Source organism: Myxococcus sp. CA051A (genome assembly GCF_013336705.1).
In the GTDB taxonomy this organism is placed as follows: Bacteria; Myxococcota; Myxococcia; order Myxococcales; family Myxococcaceae; genus Myxococcus; species Myxococcus llanfairpwllgwyngyllgogerychwyrndrobwllllantysiliogogogochensis.
Genome location: NZ_JABUMS010000016.1, coordinates 1 through 20,327 on the forward strand (window position 1 = coordinate 1; position 20,327 = coordinate 20,327).

Here is a 20,327-nt window from a genome sequence, read left to right on the forward strand (position 1 = left end):
GGAACAGCGCGCGGCCCGAGCCCGGCACGTACTGCGTGCGGTACACCTCGTCCGACTCCTCCTGCGTCAGCGTGTTGGTGAAGGCGTAGTGGAACTGCTCGGGCGTCATCGGCGCGGGGCGGTTCACATTGGCGGGGTTGAGCAGCGTGGACGCGGTCGACTTGATGGTGGTGAACGGCAGCGTGTAGACGCCCTTCACCGGCGCGGAGTGGATGGCGACGCCCGCCGCGCCCACGCCCCTGTCCAACAGCATCTGCACGAAGGCGCCGCCGTACGAGTGGCCCATGAGGATGGGCGGGGTGGGCAGCGCGCGGATGATGCGCTCGTAGTGGTCGACAATCTGCTTCACGCGCAGATTCTCCAGCGGCGTCGGGTCCTTCTGGAGCGCCTCCACGCCGACCTCCAGGCCGGGCCACGACGGGGCGATGACGCGGTAGCCGGCCTTCGTGAAGCGGTCAATCCAGCCCTGCCAGCTACGGGGCGTCATCCACATGCCGTGGACGAGGACGATGGTGTCGGGCTGGGTCTGGGTCTTCTGGACGGTGGCGCTCATGGCGTACTCCCTCTTGGGTTCACCGCGTCTGCCGCGGTGTGCGTTGCTGACAAGAGGAACAGTAGAGACCTGGGCGTCCGCGAAAAATGGGGCACCGGGCAGAGGACTGTTTCCACGCGGGAAACAATCCAGGGCGCCCTACGCGCCATCCCGGCGCAGCACGAAGAAGTACGGCGCCGCCATTCCCCGGGCGTCCATCACCCCCAGCAGCGTGTTCGCATCGACCTGTCGGAACACGTCATTCGTGGGCCAGTCGTCGTAGATCATCGTCGCGCTGACCTTGCCCCGGTACACCGTCAGGCGCAGGCGCGCCTTGAACTTCTCTGTCTCCACCGCCGCCCGGTGCGGACCCACGAGGCCGCGAATCGTCGGCGACGGCCACTTCCTCGGGTCGACCGGGAACACCGACGCGCGGTCCTCCGTGTAGAACAGCAGCGGGTGCACGCTCTCCTCGTCGACGAACCGCTTGCCGTACCAGCCCGTCGCACCGAGCATCCCATCCATCGGGTGCCCCGTATGGAGCTCACTGCCCTTCCAGGTGCCTCGCATGAAGCCGAGTTCCACCGTGGGCAGGCTGTCGAACAACGCGAGCGCCTCTTGCGCGTCCAGCCGCCCCGCCTTCACCGCTTCGTCGAAGGTCATCGCGTGTTTCCTCCGTGCATGCGCAGCACGGGCTTGATGGCCGTGCGCGCTTCCATGTCGTGTACCGCGTCGTTGATGGCCTCGAAGTCGTAGGGGCGGCTCAGCTTCTCCAGCGGGAAACGCCCCTCCGCGTGCAGCGCGACCATCCGGGGGATGAAGGTCTTCGGGTCCGCGTCTCCTTCGATGATGCCCACCAGCCGCTTGCCGTAGAGGAGGCGGGTCATCGACAGCGTCACCTCCGACGCTTCGGGGCTGGGAAGCCCCAGCAGCCCGCACGTACCCAACGGCCGTGTCACGTCGAAGGCCTGGCGCAACACCTGGGGCAGGCCCACGCACTCCAGCGCGAAGTCCACCCCGCCCCGGGTGCGCTTGAGCATCGTCTTCGTCAGCTCGGGCTCCGTCGCCAGGAACGTGTCGGTGGCGCCCAGCTCGCGCGCCAGCTCCAGTCGGCCCGCGTCCAGGTCCACCGCGAGGATGCTCGCCGCGCCGGCGACACGCGCCGCCATGACCGCCGCGAGCCCCACCGCGCCCACGCCGAAGACGGCGAGCGTCTGTCCGGACTGGAGCCGGAACGCCTCCAGCACCGCCCCCGCCCCCGTCTGGAACCCACACCCCAGCGGCGCGAGCAGTTCGAGCGGCGCCGCCCGGTCCACCTTCACCGCGTTGTGCCGGTGTGCCAGCACCTGCGTGGCGAACGACGACTGGTGGAAGAAGCCGGAGCGGATGGGCGCCCCGCGCCACCGCATGGGAAACGAGCCATCCGGCCGCGCGCCGGAGAAGTTCCCCGCGTACCCGCGCTCGCAGTAGGCGGGATGCCCGCGCTCGCACGTGCCACACGCCCGGCAGGAGTAGTAGCTGAGCACCACCGCGTCCCCGGGCTCGAAGTCCGTGACGCCCTCCCCCACCGCCTCCACCACCCCCGCGCCCTCGTGACCGAGCACCGCCGGAAAGGGGAACCTCCCCGCTCCCGCCCGGTAGGTGAGGTCCGTGTGACAGATGCCACTGGCTGTCACTCGAACCCGCAGCTCACCCGCGCCAGGCCTGTCCAGTTCGACCTCGTCGAGAATGAACGGCCCACCCACCGCTTGAACCAGCGCCGCACGCACCGGAAGACCCATGGGGCCGCATTATTGGCACTTTGCCAATGAGGGCGCCACCGACACCCAGCCCAATGGCAGGCGTCCCCCTGAAACACCTACTCCGAGTTCAGTTCTGACTCACTTGCGGTGATTTCTTACAGTCCCCTATAGAACGGACTCACTGGAAAAACAAACCAAGGACGGAACATATCTATGACAAGCACGCCCCAAGGGAAGTGGATGTGGCACGCGAGACAGTGCGCTCGGCTGTCGGTCACAGGACTTCTGGCGTTGGCCGCCAGGGGTGAGGCCTCGCTCCCCGTCTCCCCGGAAGCCGATTCGCCAGGCGAGGTCGCCCCGGCGGCGAACGGCCAGTGCGAGGTCCAGCCGCCCTTCGACCCGAACTTCGAGCCGGAGCTCGAGTGGGCCTGGAGTTCGAGCACCGTCATGCCGACCCACGTCCAGGTGATGATGACGCCCATCGTCGTGGAGGTGAACGGGGACGGTGTCCCGGACGTCGTCTTCAGCTCCTTCGAGGGCAGCAACTACACCACCAATGGCGTGCTGCGAGCGCTGAGCGGCGCGGATGGCAGCGAGCTGTGGACGGTGACGGACCCGGCCCTGCGCGTGCGCGGTGCCGCGAGCGTGGCGGGCGCGGACATCGACGGGGACGGACTGGTGGAGCTGTGTGCCATCCCGGAGAGCGGCGCGGGGTTGCTCTGCTTCGAGAACACGGGTGCCTACAAGTTCCGGACGACGGCTTCCCAGAATAGCTGGGGCGGTCCCTCGTTCGCGGACCTGGACGGCGACGGCACGGTGGAGATCCTCAACGGCCACCACGTCTTCCGCAACACCGGGGCGCTGAGGTGGGCGGGCACGGACACCAACAACGGCCCCCAGGGTCCCATCTCGTTCGCGGCGGACATCGACGGTGACGGACTGCAGGAGGTGGTCAACGGTCGGTCCATCTATCGCCACACCGGCGTCCTCAAGTGCCGGAACACCACCATCGGCAACGGGCTTTCGGGGGTGGGCAACTTCGACGCGGACTCGAACGGGGAAATCGTCGTGGTCAGCGGCGGCAGCGTCCATCTGATGGATGACGACTGCACCCTGCTCTGGAGTCAGACGATTCCCGGGGGCGGCAGCGGTGGCGCGCCCAACATCGCGGACTTCGACGCGGACGGGCTGCCGGAAATCGGCGTGGCGGGCGCCAGCCGCTATGCCGTCTTCGAGTCCGACGGCACCGTCAAGTGGGCCAGCCCCACCCAGGACAACAGCTCGAACGTGACGGGCTCGTCCACCTTCGACTTCGAGGGCGACGGCCGCGCCGAGGTCGTCTACGCCGACGAGGTCCGCCTGCGCATCTACGACGGCGCCACGGGCACGGTGCGCTTCGAGGTCGCGCACGCCTCCGGGACGACATACGAGAACCCCCTCATCGTCGACGTGGACGCGGACGACAACGCGGAAATCGTCGTCGCGTCGAACAACTACGGCTTCCCGGGGCCCGCCGGCATCCGCGTGTTCAGAGACCGCAAGGACGGCTGGGTGAACACGCGTCGCATCTGGAACCAGCACGCGTACTCGGTCACGAACGTGAACGACAACGGCACCATCCCCGCGCACCCCATCGCCAACTGGCGCACGCCGGGGCTCAACACGTTCCGCGCCAACAGCCAGGGCACGGGCACCACCAGCCCCTACGCCGCGGCCGACGTGACGGTGACGGAAATCACCTCGTCGTGTGACACGACCAACGGGGCGCTGACCCTGCATGCCCGCGTCACCAACCAGGGTGACGCTGCGACCTCCGCGGGCCTGCGCGTGGCCTTCTACCAGGGTGACCCCACCTCCGGCGGCACGCTGCTGGGCGTGGGCATCCTTCCCACCGTGCTCTCCGCTGGTAACAGCGCGATGGTGAGCGCGACGCTCGCCTCGGCCCCTGGAGGAAACACGGTGGTCTTCGCCCGGGCGGACGATGACGGCACCGGCACGGGCCGTGAGACGGAGTGCATCGAGACCAACAACGCGGGCAGCGCGCCCGTCAACCTCACCTGCATCGCCATCATTCCGCCCGTGGCCATCTGCCGCCACGTATCCGTCAACGCGAGCGCCACCACCTGCTCCGCACCGGCGAATGTGGACAACGGAAGCTATGACCCGAACCAGCACCCCGGGCCCTTCTCCGTGTCGCAGTCGCCAGCGGGCCCCTTCGGCCTTGGAACACACTCCGTGACGTTGACGGTCTCCGACGGGCAGGACACCGACACGTGTACGGGCACCGTCACCGTGGTCGACGTCACCCCGCCGGTCATCGCCTGTCCGCCCGAGCGAATCGTCGAGGCCACCGGGCCTGGCGGAGCCTTCGTCACGCCCGGGGCTGCCACCGTTTCCGACGCCTGCGGTGCGCAGGCCAGCGGTCCGGCCGCCGGCACCTATCCGCTTGGAACGACGGCGGTGACGTACACGGCCACCGACGCCGCGGGCAACAGCGCGTCCTGCACCACGGCCATCCACGTGGTCGACTCCGCGGGCACGCCGCCCAGCCTCATCATGTGCGATGTGCCGCGCTACACGTCCGCCGCGCAGGTGAAGGCGTGCGGCTGGGCCACCGCCAGCCCTGGTGGTGCCCCCATCAGCGTGGTGCTGCTCTCCATCGACGGGGGCGCGCCGGTGCGCCTCACGCCTGACGCCGGAGGCGGACACGTCGTCCAGTGGTTGAGCCTGGCGGAAGGACACCACACGCTCACGCTCACGGTCATCGCCACCGATGGACGCATCGCCATCGCGAGCCGGCAGGTGACGGTGGACCGCACCGCGCCCCTGCTTCGCGTCGTCGCGCCGAATCCCGGGGAGGCGCAGCCGCGGACGGTGAACGTCATCACCGAGGTGACGGACCTCACGTCGGTCCAGGTGACGGCCAACTGGGTCAACTCCACCACGGTGGGCGCGGGGACGAACCTCGCGACCATCCCGGTGACGTTCTCCGGCCCCGGCTCGCATCTGGTCCTGATTAGAGCCACCGACGCCGCGGGCAACACGGCGGAGCGGGTCATCCAGGTGCTGGTCGAGTAGTGCTGTCCCGGGCGCTCCGTGGAGAAAGTGGGCCACGGAGCGCCTGAGTCCGCCCCCCCTCGGCACAGGCGGGAGGGGGCGCCCTATCGCTCTCGCGAGGTCCCTAGCGCGGCGCCTGTCCCTCGCGATAGTGCTTGAGGCAGTCCTTATCCTCGAGGCTCGCGCAAATCTGACTGAGCAGGGTCAGCCCTCGTTCCTGGCTCGGATTCGCTCGAAGGGACTCGTCGAGCCAACGAAGCGCCTCCTGACTCCGTCCGGCCCGCGCATGGTAGGCCGCCATGACTCGAAGGAGGCCCGGGTGTCGTTGCTTTCGCAGCTCGGTCTGGAGCTTTTCGAAAGCACGCGCCGGAGCGGACTCGACCTCGTGGTCCAGCCTTTCCACCGTGGCATGGATGGGGTTCACCGCACGGGACCGCGAGAAGCATGACTCCGCGCGCTCCGGCATTTTCAAGTCCAGGAAATAGTGCCCGCAGAGCGCGAGGCTCGCTGCACCCTGCTCTCGCTCGAAGTCCTTCATGAGCTTGATCCACGCCGCCCGGGAACGGGCTTGCTCGAGCGATGACGTCGCCACCGGTCCGAATTGCGGGACCCGCCCCCAGGACTGTATCGCCTCCCCGGGCCGCCCCAGGGACTGAAGGATGAGTCCTTCGAGGAAGTGACCTTGCGGGATCCGCGAGTCGTTGGCGATGCTCGTGCGAACGTGCGCCAGGGCCTGGACATCGTCACCTTGGAGGTAGAGCAGCATGGCGAGGTAATAGGGACCGGCCTTCCTCGACCCCATCGCCACGGACTGCTTGCAAGCCGCGAGCGCATCCTCCTGCTTCCCCAGCATGTGCAGTGCGGCGCAGCGATTCGTCAGCAGCGCGCTCTTGTTCGTGACGTCACCCCGGACGTCCGTAAGCGTCACCGTCGCGAGCGAGGCCGCGTCGAGCGTTTTCAGCGCCCCCTGTGCGTCCCCGAACCCGAGCTGGATGGTCACGAGGCCTACAATCGCGTCGAGGTTGTCCGGGTCGTGCTTCAGTATCGCCTCGTAGACACGAACCCCCGCCGGCCCGTCCATCAAGTGGCCCAGCAGCCACCCGCTCGAAAGATTTGGAGCCATTGGCTCTTCGACAGCCGTACGCAGCTCCTCCAGGGTCTCGATGCCAAACTTGCGCTGGAGTCGAGGAAGCACCATCTCCACGGCGGACGTCGTCAACGGCACGGTCGAAGGCGCCTCCGGCTTCGCCTCCGTGAAGCGGAAGCGAACCTGATGTGGCTTTCCCGGCGGACACTCCAGGTCGTAGATACGGAGGTCCTCTTTGATTAAGCGCCTTCGGCGGAGTGCGTTGATGGGTTGTCCCCGGCACACCACCCCCGTCAGCCAGCTATTCGCAACCCCCATATGCGCAACCTGCAGGGCTGCCTGGGTCGACGTGCCCAGGGACGCGATTTCCGCCTGACGCTCGGATGAAAGCTTGGGAAAGAGGGCGATGAGCCCGAGCGCCGCATCTTCGTTGTCGGTCGGCGACACCACTTTCTTCATCAGTGCGGTCGCGAGTTCATCCGAGGTCTGGGTTGAAGTTGGAGAACCGGTACCACGCTCCGGCGGTGCGGCAGCCACCCCTGCGGCCCCGCCAAGTATGAGCGACGTCAGGAGGGCCCGCAGCGAGCGCGGCAACCAGCGAGAGGAAAGGGAGAAGGGCATGAACTGGCATCCTAGGGCGGCTTCATGCAATCCCTCACTCCTTTCCAAGACCACCCTCACTCAGCGGGCGCGCCGAGCAGCTCCTGGATGCGTGAGGCATTGACGGGGTCCCTGCCCCGCGCGGCCTCGAGCGCCGCGCGGCCCTGCTCCTCGTCTCCGGCCAGGCGCCAGGCACTCCAGGCATTCGCGTAACAGACACGCCGGTTGTAGGCCATGACGTCCCAGGCGGGCGCGCCCTCTTCCTGGAGCAGCGGCTCCGAGGCGCGCAGGAAGTCCCGGGCCGCGCTGGCGTAGTCGCCCGACTCGTATGCGGCGACGGCCTGCTCGTAGACTCGCTCGGAGGCCTCCTGGCGCGCCGCGCGCTCGGAGGCATCCGCATCCGTGCCGGTGGGATAACCCAGGCGCTCTTCCAGCAGGGGCGGCCCCATGTCTTCCTCCTTCGTCCAAGTGGCTCGGTGCCCCTGGCACGCCACGACCGGGCAGAACACGACACCCATCAGGGCCAGCAAGAGCGCGCGACTCACTTCGTGTAGTCGCCGTTCTGGAAGAAGTCGTGGATGGGCAGGTAGTTCGTCTGGAGGAAGGCCGGATTCGTGAGCCACAGCGAGTAGGCCTCCGCGTAGAACTCCTCCGGACTGTGGGGCCAGTTGTCGCGGGCGTACTTCGTGAAGGGAACGATGTTGTGCGCCTTCACCACGTCCACGAAGCGCTGCAGTCTCAACGAGCGCCCTCGGGTATGGGCGAGCTCTCGGGCCGCTTCCCTCCAGGCATCCTGCGAGGTGAGCACCGACGCGTAGGTCACGAGCGCGGGGTTCGCCGCGTTCGCGGTCCGCAGCGCGTCACGTGCGGCGGTCCGCGCGGAGAACGCGGCGAGCAGGGTCTTGTCCAGCGCATCCAGGTCGCTGCTCGCCGGGGCCTGCGCCACGTAGGCATCCAGGGCGGCGACGGTGGCGGTGATGGCGGAGCGGAACGCGGCACTCTCCGTCTGGTCCGCGGGGGCGAAGGCCGCCGCGGCGGTCGTCGCGGTGGTGAGCTCGGCCTGGGCCTGCGTGCGCTGCGTGCTCAACGCGGTCTTGAGCAAGGCGATGGTCGCGGCTGGGACCTGGACGGCATCCAGCGCGGTCTGGCGTGTGCGGACGGTCCGGAGGGCCCGGTCATAGGTCGCCCGCTGCGCAACCACCGTCGGCCGGAGCGACTGCGTCTCCGACTGGCGACCCGCGACCCGTGCACGCTCGTAGCGCTCCACGGTTGGATTCAGCGCCGCGACGGCTTTGTTCTGGTCCACGACGGCCTCCGCGTGCCGCGCATGCAGCGGACGCGCGACCTGGACCTCCACGGCGTGACCGACCTCGTGAAGGATGGTTCCATAGCTGGCGGGCCGGGGGGTCGCGGCCTCTCCCAGGAAGCGGGTGTTCGCGGCGAACGCACCATCCGCCAGCTTGAGCGTGGCCCGGCTCGGTGGTGCCGTGGAGCCCTGCGGCACCGCGCCTCCCCTGGAGAACTCGCCCGCGCGTCCGTTGGGGAGCGCCTGCATGCGCACCAGGTCGACGTCCTTCAAGGCCGCGACATCCGTCGCGGGCAACAGGGCGAGGGCCGCGGCCACATCGCTCAGATGGGCGGCGGTCCAGGTGCTGTCACCATTGACGACCTTGAGGCCAAAGGTCGTGGTGAGGTGCGCATTCACCACGGGGTCGGCGAGCTGTGGGGACGGTGGGACAGCGGCCCTGGAGAGCAGTTCGATCCGGGCATTGCCCGTGGCGTCGATGGCGACGCGCACCAGTCCCCTGGGTGAAGGAGTCGTGCTGCCCGGCGGCGGTGGCCACCCCAGCGGGACGGACTGGGTCAGCACCGTGTCCCAGCGGTCCCTGCGGCTCATCTGCCACAAGAAGTACTGAAGGAAGATGAGCGCATCGACGCTCGTGCCAGCACCCGACACGGTGGCACTGAGGATGTCTCCCTTCTTGATGCGCGCGTCGAGCAGTGCCCGGGTGCTGGCGACGGTGTGCCCCGGAGGAAGCGGACTGGAGGTGTACTCCGTCAAATCAAAGAGGGGCGCGCGAAGCACCACGGCCGGGCTCCGAGGAGCCCCCGCTGCGTGGGCCAGCTCATGCCACAGCAGCTCCCTCCCCGCGGGAGTCTGGGGCGCGTACTGCCCCGCACGGAAGACGACGTCCCTGCCAGAGGTGAACGCGCGCGCGCCCGCGGCCCGTGCGAGGCGGTGCGCTTCCGGGCCGTCGTGCAGCTTCACCGAAGCCAGCGAGCCACCGAAGCGCCGCTCCGCATCAGCCCGCAGGGCCGGAGGCAGCGGCTGTCCCTGATGCCCCCGGAGCGCGCTCTCCAGCCCCGTGGGCGCCCTCGCCTCACAGCCGCTCCCACCGACGGGAGGAAGGAGGCTCAGCTTGCCAAAGTCGTGTCCCAGTCCGGAGGGCGTGCCACTCACCGGCTCCAGCTCCGTGCGTGGCGCGGGTGGCACCACGCTCGCCCAGGAAGTGCCCCCGGACACTTTCGACGAAGAAGCCGTCGAACCCTCCCAGGTCCTCTTTGACTGGCGTGCCATGCCAAAGACTGTGACACCCGGATGGATTCAGGCGCAAATCAATCACCCTGGAGGTCGAGCCGAACGAACTCCAATGTCAGACATGCCACGGCGCGGCTTCAGGGGCGCGACTGCTTCCGCACCTGCTCCCAGGCCTCGATGATGCGGCGCGTTTCTTCCTGGGCCAGGGCCTGAAGCTTCGGCCCCAACTGGGCGACCTTGTCCGGATGGTATTGCGCCACCAGCGCGAGGTACGCCCGCTTCACGTCGGGCAGCGGAGCGCCGGGTGAGACCCCGAGCACTTCCCACGCGGTGGGAGGTGTCTCGGCGGGTGGCTCGGCGGGCTCCTCGGGAGGACCCTCGCGCGCCTCGTCTTGAGGTCGAGGCGCCTCCGCCTCACCCACCGGGTCGAAGCCCTCGGCGCAACCCGCGCACAACAACCGCTCCTGAGCCTCACCACCGTCCTGGGTGACGACGCGGACGTCACAGCAGTCGCCGCACACCACGTGGTGACACCGCTCACAGCGCGCGGCCGACGCGGCCTCCTCCAGCCCGACTCCGCACCTGGGACAGTCGTCGGGGAGCGGGGCCTCTTCTCCGCAGCGCACGCAGAACGCCCAGCCCTGGTCGAGCCGCACCTCACACTCGTCGCACTCCAGGCTCCCCTCATGCTCCCAGTGCTTCTCCTCACCGCACCAGGGACAGAAGGGCATCAGCCACGCCAGCTTGCCCGTGCACTCCGGAGCATCACAGTCGAAGTCGAGCCGATACCCACGGGCAACGGGCCTCGGCGCGTTCTCTTCCTCGAACGACTCGCCACACGCCCAGCAACAGTTGAAGTCCCGGTGGGAGGGCGCGCCACAGGCCTCGCAAGAGGGGTTGCCGTGCTCACTCTTCCAGGAGACCTCGTCGCCACACGTCGGACAGAACGCCATGCATGGCTTCACGTCACCGTGGGTGCAACTTTCCCGTGCGGTTCGTCTCGCGCGCTCACGCTGTCCGCGCGGCGCGGGAAAGGGCGGTGTCTCACCCCGGTCCATCAACACATCCCACAGGCAGGAACGACACACCCGCCCCTTCACCTGCACACCCGCCTGAGCCGAAGTGCCCGCGCGTGCCCGGAAGTCCGTCGCGTCAAGGACTTGCGTGCTGAGACAGGTCTCACACACAGCGTCGCCACATGACTCACAGCGTCCCGCCAGGCGCCGGCTGCCGAAGCCCAGCAACCCGGCCGTCAGCGTCTCCATGCAGCACGGACAGGCTCGCATGCACTTCCTTCACCGGGAGAGGCCCCTACATGGAGCCCGTAAGTGGACGGCCCTCCTGCATGCCCGAGTCCAGAGACGAGGTCCAGAAAGCAACCCCTCACTCCGACATGTCACAAAAGCTTGGATTGTCAGTGACCCATGCGACTGGTGTATGGGGGACGCGTCACACCACACCCCTGAGGAGTCATCCATGCGTCGTCTCGGTTCAGCCTTGCTTTCCGCCAGCCTGCTGGTCGGCTGCGGTCCCACCACGTCCCCCGAGCCTTCTTCCGAACCGTCGTCGACGGAGGCGCCGAAGGACCAGGTCGCCCCCCTCACGACGACGAATGTGGACCTCGCGCCCGAGTGCCAGGGCCTGCTCACCTTCGTGAACACCGCCGCGCCCGCGACGCTGGACGCGTATCTGCCCAGCGACGTCGTCCTCAACCTCGTCAGCCGCCGCTCGACGGCGCCCTTCGTGACGCTGGCAGAGGTCTCCGGCGTCCACCTGGTCGGCCCGGTCCGCCTGACGCAAATCGAAAGCGGCGCGCGCTCGCTGGGCTACATCACCAGCAGCTGCGTGGGCATCCTGGACGAGCTCGCGCTCTCCACCGATGACGCCGCGGCGGTGGTCTCCCTGGTCAACACCGTGAACGCCGGCACGCTGTACGCCATCCTCCCCTACGCGTGGAATGGCGCCACGACCCTGCTCGCCCTGCGCCCGTTCACCTCGGTGCAGGCCATCTCCAACGCGTCCGGCATCGGCGCGGCGAGCCTGCGCACCCTGCGCAACGCCGCCACCCAGGGCTACGACCTGGAGGTCCTCGTCTCCACGGTGAACGCCGTGCCGGAGAGCAACTGGACGGTGAAGATGGACCTCTCGTTCGACATCGAGGACGTGATGGCGGGCGCGCACGGAAATGACCGGCTGGACTACGCCACGTGCTTCGGCATCGACCCCGCCACCTTCCCGAACTCGCGCTTCACCAACCGCCCGAACCTGGCCAACGCCGCCGAGGTCCACAGCTACGTCGCGAGCGCCGCCAGCACCGCCCAGTACCAGGGGCAGATTCCGGCCAGCATCGTCACCAACGGCCTGTCGGACCTCGACTCCCGCATCGCGGGCGGCACCTTCAAGGGCTGCCACCTCGGCTACGACGACGGCCCCTGGGCCGGCATCCAGGTCCACTTCTTCGTCAACGTCGCCACGGGCTTCCGCATCCTGACCGTCCAGCACTGGGTGGAGTGATTCACCCCTGAAGTCCCCCCAGGCCCACCTCACCGGGCCTGGGGTTTCAGTCACGGCTCGATTGCCCACGGCACCGGCGAGGCCTAGTCTCCACGGACTAACCGCCTACCAAGGAAAAGCCGTGCGACCTTTCCCCGGAGCATTCGCCGCGGCAGTCCTCGCCCTCGGCGCGGCGCTGCCCGCGCTGGCCGTCGAGCCGCCCCCTGAGTTCGGTACGGATTGGGATGACCCTCGCACGGCCGTCCCCACGGTGGAGCGGCCGGCGACGGCGTCGTGCACCGTCCGAATCGTCGACGAGAAGTTCGACGACTTCACGCCCTTCACCGGCACCTTCACGCCGCCCGCGGATTGCCCGGGGCCGTGGCACAAGGTGGTGCTGCGCATGGAAGGCAAGGTCCAGGGCGTCCAGTACGACCGCCTGGGCCACCTGGAGGTGGGCGGCGTCACCCTCTTCAAGACATCCACGCCCGAGCCGTCTCGCGAGGGAATCGCGTGGTCGGTGGAGAAGGATGTCACCGCCTACGCGCCGCTGCTGCGCCAGTCCCAGCCCGTGTGGATGCTGATTGGCAACGTGGTCAACGACACGTACACGGGCGTGCTGGACGTGCAGGTGTACCTGACGTTCTACCCGGCGCAGGGACGGCGGTTGCCCCCGGCCAGCACCGCCAGCGACGTGCTTCCGCTCGTCAACCCGCGCCGAGAGGGAAGCGCGCTGGTGGGCGAGGTGACGGTGCCCCAGAACACCGCGCGGCTCATCGCGGAGGTCTACGCGACGGGCTCGGGCGGTGGCTGCGAGGAGTTCTGGTACATCACCGCGCCCACCGTCGTGCCGTACTCGTGCCCCGCCGACGCAGGCCCGTACCGCGAGGTGCAGATTCAAGTGGATGGAAAGGTGGCGGGCATCGCCATGCCCTTCCCGCATGTGTACACGGGCGGCTGGTCCAACCCGTTCCTCTGGTACGTGCTGCCGGCGCCGCGCGCCTTCAACATCCGCCCCATCGCGTATGACCTCACCCCCTTCGTGGGCCTGCTGACGGACGGCCAGCCGCACCAACTCCGGGTGAGCGTGCTGGGGGTCCCCGAGGGACGCCCCGGGTGGGACTTGCCCACCAACGTCCTCGTCTGGCGGGATTCGCACGCCGCGCGCGTCACGGGCGGACTGCTCCAGCACTCGCTGGGGGCGCTGACGAATGACTCGACGTACGCGCTGGTGGACGGCTGGCACCAGGTGGACACGCAAGGCGGCCAGCACCTGCGCGTGTCTGGTTACGTGAAGACCTCGCGCGGCTGGGAGCTGACGACGGTCGAGCAGAAGGTGTCCAACGCGAGCATGCACCGCTGGCTGGGTGACATGGAGAACCCGGACGAGCTCACCGCCACGTGGAATGACACCAACACCGTCACCGTCGTGGGTCGCGACCTCTTTCCGACGGTGAGCCGCTCCGACAAGCGCTTCGTGCTCGACGGGCTCATCAGCGTGACGCCCGAGAACCGGCTCACCACGACCATCACCATGAACGACGCGGAGGACGCGTTCGACCTCCGAGGTCTCCAGACGCTGGCGCACCGCGAGAGCAGTGACGTCTTCACCGGAGAGGCCGCGTACACGCTGGGCGTCCCCCGGGCGCAGCGCAACGCGGTGGGGACCTCCACGCATCGCTACCGGGTGAGCGGCTTCCCCGGCGACTGCTACGACCGGAGCATCTCCAGCCGCAACGGCTTCATCACCGAGGACGTCCAGCGCTGCGATTGAGCCGTCCTCCAGCAGTGTCGCTCGGGACGGGACGCCCCTGGAGCCCGGGGGCGTCTCACCCTGGCTCGTGCGGTGTTTGAATCCGCGTCCGCTGGACCCAGGCGCGGGCCTTCTCGAGTTCGGCGTCGAACCAGCTGTCCGCGTTGGCCGCCATCACCTCTTCATGGGTGAAGCCGATCTCCGCGGTGGCGGGAGGCGGCTGCTGGCGTCCCCACCTCGCGGCGATGGCTCGGGCCCATGGGGACTGGCTCCGTGCGAGCGCGAGCTGGAGGTACTTGGAATCTCCCGCGTCCGACGCGGCTCGCTCCTGGAGGGCCGCGCTCAACTCCCGCTGACTCCACGGTGTGTCCAGGACACAGAGGACGGTGGCGATTCGCATCCGGCAATAGGGCACGGAGGAGCGCAGCGCGCGCCGCACCAGCTCCAGGGCGTTTTCAGGCGCATGCTCCAGGGCCAGGAGCGCGAAGTCTCCGTCGAAGGGATTGCCTCCGTAGCCCTTCACCTTGTCCACCCGAGCGAAGGCGAGCACCGCCGCGAGCACTCTCTCCCGCTCGAACTGACGGCGAAGCAGGTAGCTGGCGGCGGCATGGAGTGAATAGGGGTGATGCTCTTCCGGAGACAAGCGCTGGAGCAGCGCGAACACCGCGGGGCCTCCCGCGACGCCCGGCAGCGTGTCCAACCGCTCAATCGCATCTCCCATGGCCGAGGAGATGGGGCCGGAGAGGACTCGCGCGCAAGCCTGGACGAACGCGTCGGGAGGCAAGAGTTCCTGAAGCGCGGCCAGGGCATCACCCGCCGAGGTGGGGGCGGTCGTCCGCGCCAGGAGCCACTGCTTGCGTGCCTCCCGTGCTTCCCGCGCCCTCGCCGCGAACGTGCTGTCGTCCAGCGCCTCGAAGTCTCCGAGCAGGACGAAGCTCTGCTCGCGTGCCTGCCGCGAGCCGAGGTCCAGGGTTTCGGCTGCCTCGGCCAGGGCCTCCAGCTCCGGCGGGAGCCGGAAGACATGCTCACTGGTCGGGTGCCGCAGGAGCCCCTGGTTCTGGAGCTCCCGGATGGCGCTCACCACCAGGTCTCGGCCCGGAAGCAGGGCCATGAGACGGACCTCGGGAACCCCTGGCGCGGAGAGGGAGTGGAGGCGGGTCGCGAAGAAGTAGGGGTCGATGGTGGTCCCCTCGTCTCCGTGGAAATCGACGTCCAGGATTTCGCCGGCGCTGGAGAGGCAACAGCCGCGTCCATGGAAGTCGTACGTCCAGCCCTCGAGACCCGGGACATCCCCGTCCTCTTCGCCTTCGTCCCACTTCGGGGTGAGTCGCTCGTCGATGATACGGACGAGCCAGCGCTGACGGACGAGCTGGCGCATGAGGCAGACGAGGAGCCACGCGGAGGCTGGGCGAAAGGCAGGCGACTCGTCATCGCTCGCGGGCGCACGGCTCAGCAGGTCGCCAACCGTCTGGATGAGGTCTCTCATGGCATTTGTCGGACGGAGGTCGCCAGTCGCCTGCTCCCCCAGGCGACAGTCGCCTGGAACCGGGGAGGCAGGCCAGCTTTACCCCACCTGGGGCCTCACCGTGTTACGAGCATGCCCATGTCGAAGACCCCGCCAGTTGTTCGCCCCCGTGCCGTCCTCGTGGGCGTCCAGTTTCCCAGCGTGACGGACACGGAGCACGCCGCGGACCTCGCGGAGCTCAAGAGGCTGGTGCACACCCTGGGCTACGACGCCGTGGCGACGGTGTCCCAGCGCCGAGGAGCGCTGGCCACGGGAACGGTGCTCGGCAAGGGAAAGCTCAAGGACCTGGCCGCGCTCACCGGAGGGCCGGGAGTCATCACCTCGGGCGCCCGGGACCGGACCTCCAAGGCCCGAGCGCAGTGGGAGGCCGCCGAGGAGGACTCCGAGGCCGAGGAGACCTCCGAGGAAGGCACCGAGGCGACCGACTCCGAGTCGGAGGACACTGAGACTGAGGGCACCGAGTCGGAGGACTCCGAGACGGACGACTCCGAGGCCGAGGACGTCGACGAGGATGACGACGCCTCCGAGCCCGAGGAAGACGTCAGTGGGCCACGTCCCACGGTGGTGGTCGTCGACCACGAGCTGTCGCCGAGCCAGTTGCGCAATCTGGAGAAGGCCACCGGCGCCCAGGTGATGGACCGCACGGGCGTGATTGTCGACATCTTCCACCGGCACGCGCGCAGCCACGAGGCGCGCATGCAGGTCGAGATTGCCCGGCTCACCTACCTCGCGCCCCGGTTGCGGGAGTCCTCTGGAGGCCGGGAGCGGCAGCAGGGGCGTGGCGCGGGAGACTCCGCCGTGGAGCTCGACCGGCGGAAGATCCGGGACCGCCTCGCGGAGCTGCGCGCGGGGCTCGCCGTCATCCAGAAGGAGCAGGACCATCGCAGGTATGCCCGCAGGGAGCAGCTCCGGGTGGCGCTCGTCGGCTACACCAACGCGGGCAAGTCCTCCCTGATGCGCGCCCTCACCGGGAGCGAGGTCCTGGTCGCCGACCAGCTCTTCGCCACGCTGGACACCACGGTGCGCGCGCTGCATCCAGAGACCCGTCCTCGCGTGCTCGTCTCCGACACGGTGGGCTTCATCCAGAAGCTGCCGCACGACCTCGTGGCGTCCTTCCGCTCCACGCTGGATGAGGCGCTGGAAGCGTCGCTGCTGCTCTACGTGGTGGATGCGTCGGACCCGACCTGGAAGTTGCAGTTGGAAGTCACCCGGTCCGTGCTGCGAGAGATTGGCGCGCACACCGTGCCGAGCAAGCTCCTGCTGAACAAGACCGACCGGCTGGACCAGGCGGCGCAGGATGCACTGCGCGCGGAGCATCCGGAGGCCGTGCTGCTCTCGGCCCATCGGCCGGACGACGTGGCGAAGCTCCGCCAGGTCATCATCCAGTTCTTCGAGGCGTCGATGGTGGAAGCCCACCTGGTGATTCCATACGCCAGTCAGGGACGCATCGGCGAGGTGTACGAGCACACCACGGTGCTCAACGAGGAGTACGACGAGCACGGCCGGAAGCTCCGCGTGCGCGGCCTCCCCGCGGCGATCGCCAGACTCACGCAAGCATTCCAGGCGTGACGCTGGCGATGACCTGTCGCCGGTGACAGTCAGCGGCGACTGTCACTGGCAACGGTCCCAAGCGCCTGGTGCAGGCCACGCTCGCCCCCAGCTCCTTCGCGGTCGATGAGCACCGCGCACAACCCGCTGAGCAGGCCGGCGTCACGACCCGTCGGATCCCCGGCCTCCCGTCGCTCCGTGAGCACGTCATCGGGGTGGCATCCGACGCCCCACCTGCGTTTTCGCCCCGCGGCGACATTCCCCACGACAACGGGGACTCGCGGCAGGAGGAGGCGCACCCCGGGCATTCTTGAGACATGAATCAGGATTCAACATCATCCCTCCACTTCGACGCGCTCGGCGACTCTCCCCCGGCGCATCACTGGAGCGGTCATGCAAGAGGCGCAGGCCTGGGTCCTTCATCGCGGAGAGAAGCAGCGGGACGGCAAGAGCGTCCCGGGTGAGCTGGTCCAGGAGTCCTTCATCATCCCGGACCTCGGTCCCGAGCACGTGCTCGCCGAGCCCCTCTATGGCTGCTGGGAGGGAAACATGGGGCACGCCCTCCAGCGCGTGCCCGTGGACATCTGTCGGCTGCGTCGGGAAGACAAGGTCGTCATCGGCAACGCGGGCGTCGTGCGCGTCCTCGAGACGGGCAGCGCCGTCACGCGAGTCCGCCCGGGAGACCTCTGCCTCGTGTTCTGCAACGCGGAGCAGGACGAGCACGGCTACCCGGTCAAGGTGCTCGCCTACGACGCCAGCCACACCATGGGCCTGCTGGCCCGGAAGACGCGGCTCCCCGAGCGCGTGCTCGTCCCCATTCCTCGCGACACCCGTCACTCGCTGAAGCAGTGGGCCGCGTTCTCCCTGCGCTACATCACCGCCTGGTCCAACTGGCGACTCGCCTATGGCTGCTGGCGCCTGCAGGTCAGCGAGTCGGACTGCCCCGCGCCCTTCGTCGTCGGCTGGGGCGGCGGCGTCTCCTATGCGCAGCTCCGACTGGCCCGGTACGCCGGGTGCCGGGTGGCCATGGTCGCCTCCCAGGACGAGCGCCTGCGACACCTCGCCTCCGTGGACATCATCCCCATCGACCGGCGCGAGTTCCCCGACCTGATGCTGGACCCGGCCCTCTTCGCTTCGGACTCCGGCTACCGCCAGCGCTACACCCAGTCGGAGAAGCGCTTCCTCGCGAAGGTGAAGGAGGCAGGACGTGGCCAGGATGTCTCCATCTTCCTCGACCACATCGGCGCGCCCCTCTTCCAGGCCACGCTGAAGGCGCTCGGCCGCCAGGGCGTGATTGCCACCGCGGGCTGGAAGCTCGGCGCGGAGCTCATCGACCTCTCGCGCTCCACCGAGTGCACCAAGAGGCACCAGCACATCCACACCCACTACGCGCGCTACTCGGAGGCCGTGGCGGCGGTGGGCTTCGCGGAGGAGATGGGCTGGCTGCCCCCCGTGGACGGCGAGCGCGTCTACACCTGGGAGGAGATTCCCCAGCTCGCGCGTGACGTCGAGGAGGCCCGCGTCGCTTCCTACTTCCCCCTCTTCCAGGTCAACCCCGAAGCGCCGAGCCCCGTCCACCAGGAGGCCGCGTGACCCAGGACGCGACGGACGCGCTCGCCACCGCGAGGCAGCGGTTCAAGCACCAGTCCCGTGCCTTCGGCCTCACGCGAGTGCTCCTCGTGGACCTCGTCACGATGGCGTTCGCCCTGCCGCCGGGCCTCGTGGCGTGGTGGTCATGTCTGCTCTTCCTGCGCTGGCGCTGGGACAGGCCCGGGTTCGCCGCGTGGGCGCTGCTGGCGCCCGGAGTCCTCGCGGGAGTCTTCCTGGCGACGTGCTGGCTCATGCGCCTGTGCATCCCTCGCATGCGGCCGGGCACCTACGCGATGGAGCTGTCCCGGGACTACCTCGCCTGGTACTCGGTCCTTTGTCTGGGTCACGCGGTGCGCATCTGCGGACTCCAGCCGTTCTTCTTCACGTTCTACGTCACCAAGTATCTGTACTGGCGGGCCATGGGGGCCCGCATCGCGTACGGGGTGAACTCGTCCCTCTTCGCCATCCTCGCGGACTACCCGCTGCTCACCATCGGCAAGGGCTGCACGATGGGCGCGAATGTCTTCGTCCTCGGCCACGTGTTCCTCGGCGACAAGGTGCAGTTGGGCGAGGTGAACATCGGCGACAACGTGTTCCTCGGAGCCGGCGCCATGGTGGGGCCCCGGACGACCATCGGCGCGAGGAGCTGGATTGGCATCAACAACAAGCTCTTGAAGGACACGCTGCCGGAGGACTCTCGTCTCGAGAACTTCGAGTGGGAGCACTTCAACCCGGCCCGTGCGCAGGTGACGCCGGCTCCCCAGGCTCCCGTCGAAGCGAGCGCGCCATGAAGGTGCTGGAGCCACGCCTGGGCATCCAGGTACTGGGCCATGGCCGTTCGTGGCCTGGAACGCGGACCGTGTCCAACGCGGAGCTGCTCGCCCGGGACACCGAGCAACACGGCCGCTCCGCCCAGACGCTGGAGGCGCTCGGCCGGAAGCTGCGAGCGCGACTGGGCTTCGGCCAGCGCTACCTCGCGAGACTGCCCGGAGCGCTCCCGGGAGAACCGCCCCTCGCCCCAGGAGACGAGGAGACCAGCGAGTCCCTCGCGCTGACGGCGACCCGGCGCGCACTGGGTGGCCACGGCGGCGCCGACATCGAAGCGCTGATTCATGGCACCACCACGACGAGCCGCTACACGGGCTCGCAGGCCGCGGCCATCCTGGGACGGCTCGACAGTCACGCCGCGGCCTATGAGCTCAAGGCGGGGTGCTCCACGTCCCTGGCCAGCCTGCACCTCGCGATGTCCTTGCTGGGCAGCGGCTACGACAACGTGATGGTGAGCTGCGCGGAGACGCTCTCCAAGGTGATGAACCCGGCCCTCAAGGAGACCTGGTTCATCCTCGCGGATGGGGGCGCGGCCCTGTGGCTTCGCCGTGAGCCGACCTCGCCCGACTTCGAGGTTCGCCAGTGCCTCTACGCCACCGACGGAACGCTGGTGGACCTGTACACGACGCCGGGGAGACTGCCTCCCGACAGGAACGTCCTGGAGCAGGGAGGCTATGCGATGGCGGGAGATGGCACCCGGCTTCGCGAGGAGGCGCTGCGACGCTACCTGGAGATGCTCCGCGCGATGTTCCCTGGCGGCCAGGGCCTGGCGCGAGTCCGCTGGGTGGTGGCCCACCAAATCAACCGCAAGCTCATCGAGCAGGTCTGCGCGGAGGGAGGACTTGAGGCCCGCCTCGTCTGGAGCGCGGACCGCGTCGGCAACATCGGCGGCGCCTCCGTCCTCTTCTCGCTGTCGGAGGCGCTGGAGCAGGGACTGTTCGCGCCGGGGGACTCGGTGCTGCTGATGAGCGTGGGCGGAGGACTGTCCTTCGCCATGCAGCACTGGGTGAAGCAGTGAACCGGGGGAGCCCAG

At 68.7% G+C, this 20,327-nt stretch carries 15 protein-coding genes; 7 read left to right on the forward strand and 8 right to left on the reverse strand.

Going from position 1 to position 20,327, the window contains the following annotated elements:
* The 3 genes from HUA74_RS34755 to HUA74_RS34765 form a co-directional block, all read right to left on the reverse strand.
* Positions 1-553 (reverse strand): alpha/beta hydrolase (locus HUA74_RS34755; RefSeq protein WP_174457992.1); only part of this gene is annotated, 553 nt, incomplete at its 3' end.
* 138 nt (positions 554-691) lie between these two features.
* Positions 692-1,195, reverse strand: a complete 504-nt coding sequence (locus tag HUA74_RS34760; RefSeq protein ID WP_174457993.1) for a DUF4334 domain-containing protein — start codon at positions 1,193-1,195, stop codon at positions 692-694.
* The gene (locus HUA74_RS34765) at positions 1,192-2,313 is read right to left on the reverse strand and encodes an NAD(P)-dependent alcohol dehydrogenase (protein WP_174457994.1); all 1,122 of its coding nucleotides are present in this window, start codon (positions 2,311-2,313) and stop codon (positions 1,192-1,194) included. The genes HUA74_RS34760 and HUA74_RS34765 overlap by 4 nt, the downstream gene beginning before the upstream one ends.
* Positions 2,314-2,565: 252 nt before the next feature.
* Here HUA74_RS34765 and HUA74_RS34770 point away from each other — a divergent pair, with 252 nt between their 5' ends.
* Positions 2,566-5,352 carry an FG-GAP-like repeat-containing protein gene (locus HUA74_RS34770; RefSeq protein WP_254625380.1) on the forward strand — a complete coding sequence of 929 codons (2,787 nt, stop codon included), beginning with the start codon at positions 2,566-2,568 and terminating at the stop codon, positions 5,350-5,352.
* 103 nt (positions 5,353-5,455) lie between these two features.
* On the opposite strand, the gene HUA74_RS34775 is transcribed toward HUA74_RS34770, so the two are convergent.
* The 4 genes from HUA74_RS34775 to HUA74_RS34790 form a co-directional block, all read right to left on the reverse strand.
* Positions 5,456-7,039, reverse strand: coding sequence for a tetratricopeptide repeat protein (locus HUA74_RS34775; RefSeq protein WP_174457996.1), 1,584 nt, complete (start codon positions 7,037-7,039; stop codon positions 5,456-5,458).
* A gap of 56 nt (positions 7,040-7,095) precedes the next feature.
* On the reverse strand, positions 7,096-7,467 hold the full coding sequence (locus HUA74_RS34780; protein ID WP_174457997.1) for a hypothetical protein: 372 nt from the start codon (positions 7,465-7,467) through the stop codon (positions 7,096-7,098).
* A 92-nt stretch (positions 7,468-7,559) separates the two neighbouring features.
* A complete protein-coding gene (locus tag HUA74_RS45235; protein WP_217443642.1) occupies positions 7,560-9,512 on the reverse strand; it encodes a DUF4157 domain-containing protein in 1,953 nt (650 codons plus the stop codon).
* 182 nt (positions 9,513-9,694) lie between these two features.
* Entirely contained in the window at positions 9,695-10,510 is an 816-nt protein-coding gene (locus HUA74_RS34790; RefSeq protein ID WP_254625381.1) for a DnaJ family molecular chaperone, read from the reverse strand.
* 523 nt (positions 10,511-11,033) lie between these two features.
* On the opposite strand from HUA74_RS34790, the gene HUA74_RS34795 reads away from it, so the two are divergent.
* A complete protein-coding gene (locus tag HUA74_RS34795; RefSeq protein ID WP_174457998.1) occupies positions 11,034-12,071 on the forward strand; it encodes a hypothetical protein in 1,038 nt (345 codons plus the stop codon).
* A gap of 121 nt (positions 12,072-12,192) precedes the next feature.
* A complete protein-coding gene (locus HUA74_RS34800; protein ID WP_174457999.1) occupies positions 12,193-13,824 on the forward strand; it encodes a peptide-N4-asparagine amidase in 1,632 nt (543 codons plus the stop codon).
* A 55-nt stretch (positions 13,825-13,879) separates the two neighbouring features.
* On the opposite strand, the gene HUA74_RS34805 is transcribed toward HUA74_RS34800, so the two are convergent.
* Entirely contained in the window at positions 13,880-15,289 is a 1,410-nt protein-coding gene (locus HUA74_RS34805) for a hypothetical protein (protein WP_174458000.1), read from the reverse strand.
* Positions 15,290-15,406: 117 nt separating this feature from the next.
* On the opposite strand from HUA74_RS34805, the gene hflX reads away from it, so the two are divergent.
* The 4 genes from hflX (at position 15,407) to HUA74_RS34825 (ending at position 20,312) form a co-directional block, all read left to right on the forward strand.
* Positions 15,407-16,897: a GTPase HflX gene (hflX, locus tag HUA74_RS34810; RefSeq protein ID WP_174458001.1), complete on the forward strand. Its 1,491-nt coding sequence runs from the start codon at positions 15,407-15,409 to the stop codon at positions 16,895-16,897.
* Between the two features lie 372 nt (positions 16,898-17,269).
* Entirely contained in the window at positions 17,270-18,469 is a 1,200-nt protein-coding gene (locus HUA74_RS34815; RefSeq protein WP_174458002.1) for a zinc-binding dehydrogenase, read from the forward strand.
* Positions 18,466-19,257, forward strand: a complete 792-nt coding sequence (locus HUA74_RS46930) for a DapH/DapD/GlmU-related protein (RefSeq protein ID WP_174458003.1) — start codon at positions 18,466-18,468, stop codon at positions 19,255-19,257. Before HUA74_RS34815 ends, HUA74_RS46930 begins: the two co-directional genes overlap by 4 nt.
* On the forward strand, positions 19,254-20,312 hold the full coding sequence (locus HUA74_RS34825) for a 3-oxoacyl-ACP synthase III family protein (RefSeq protein WP_174458004.1): 1,059 nt from the start codon (positions 19,254-19,256) through the stop codon (positions 20,310-20,312). Before HUA74_RS46930 ends, HUA74_RS34825 begins: the two co-directional genes overlap by 4 nt.
* Positions 20,313-20,327 lie beyond the last annotated feature (15 nt).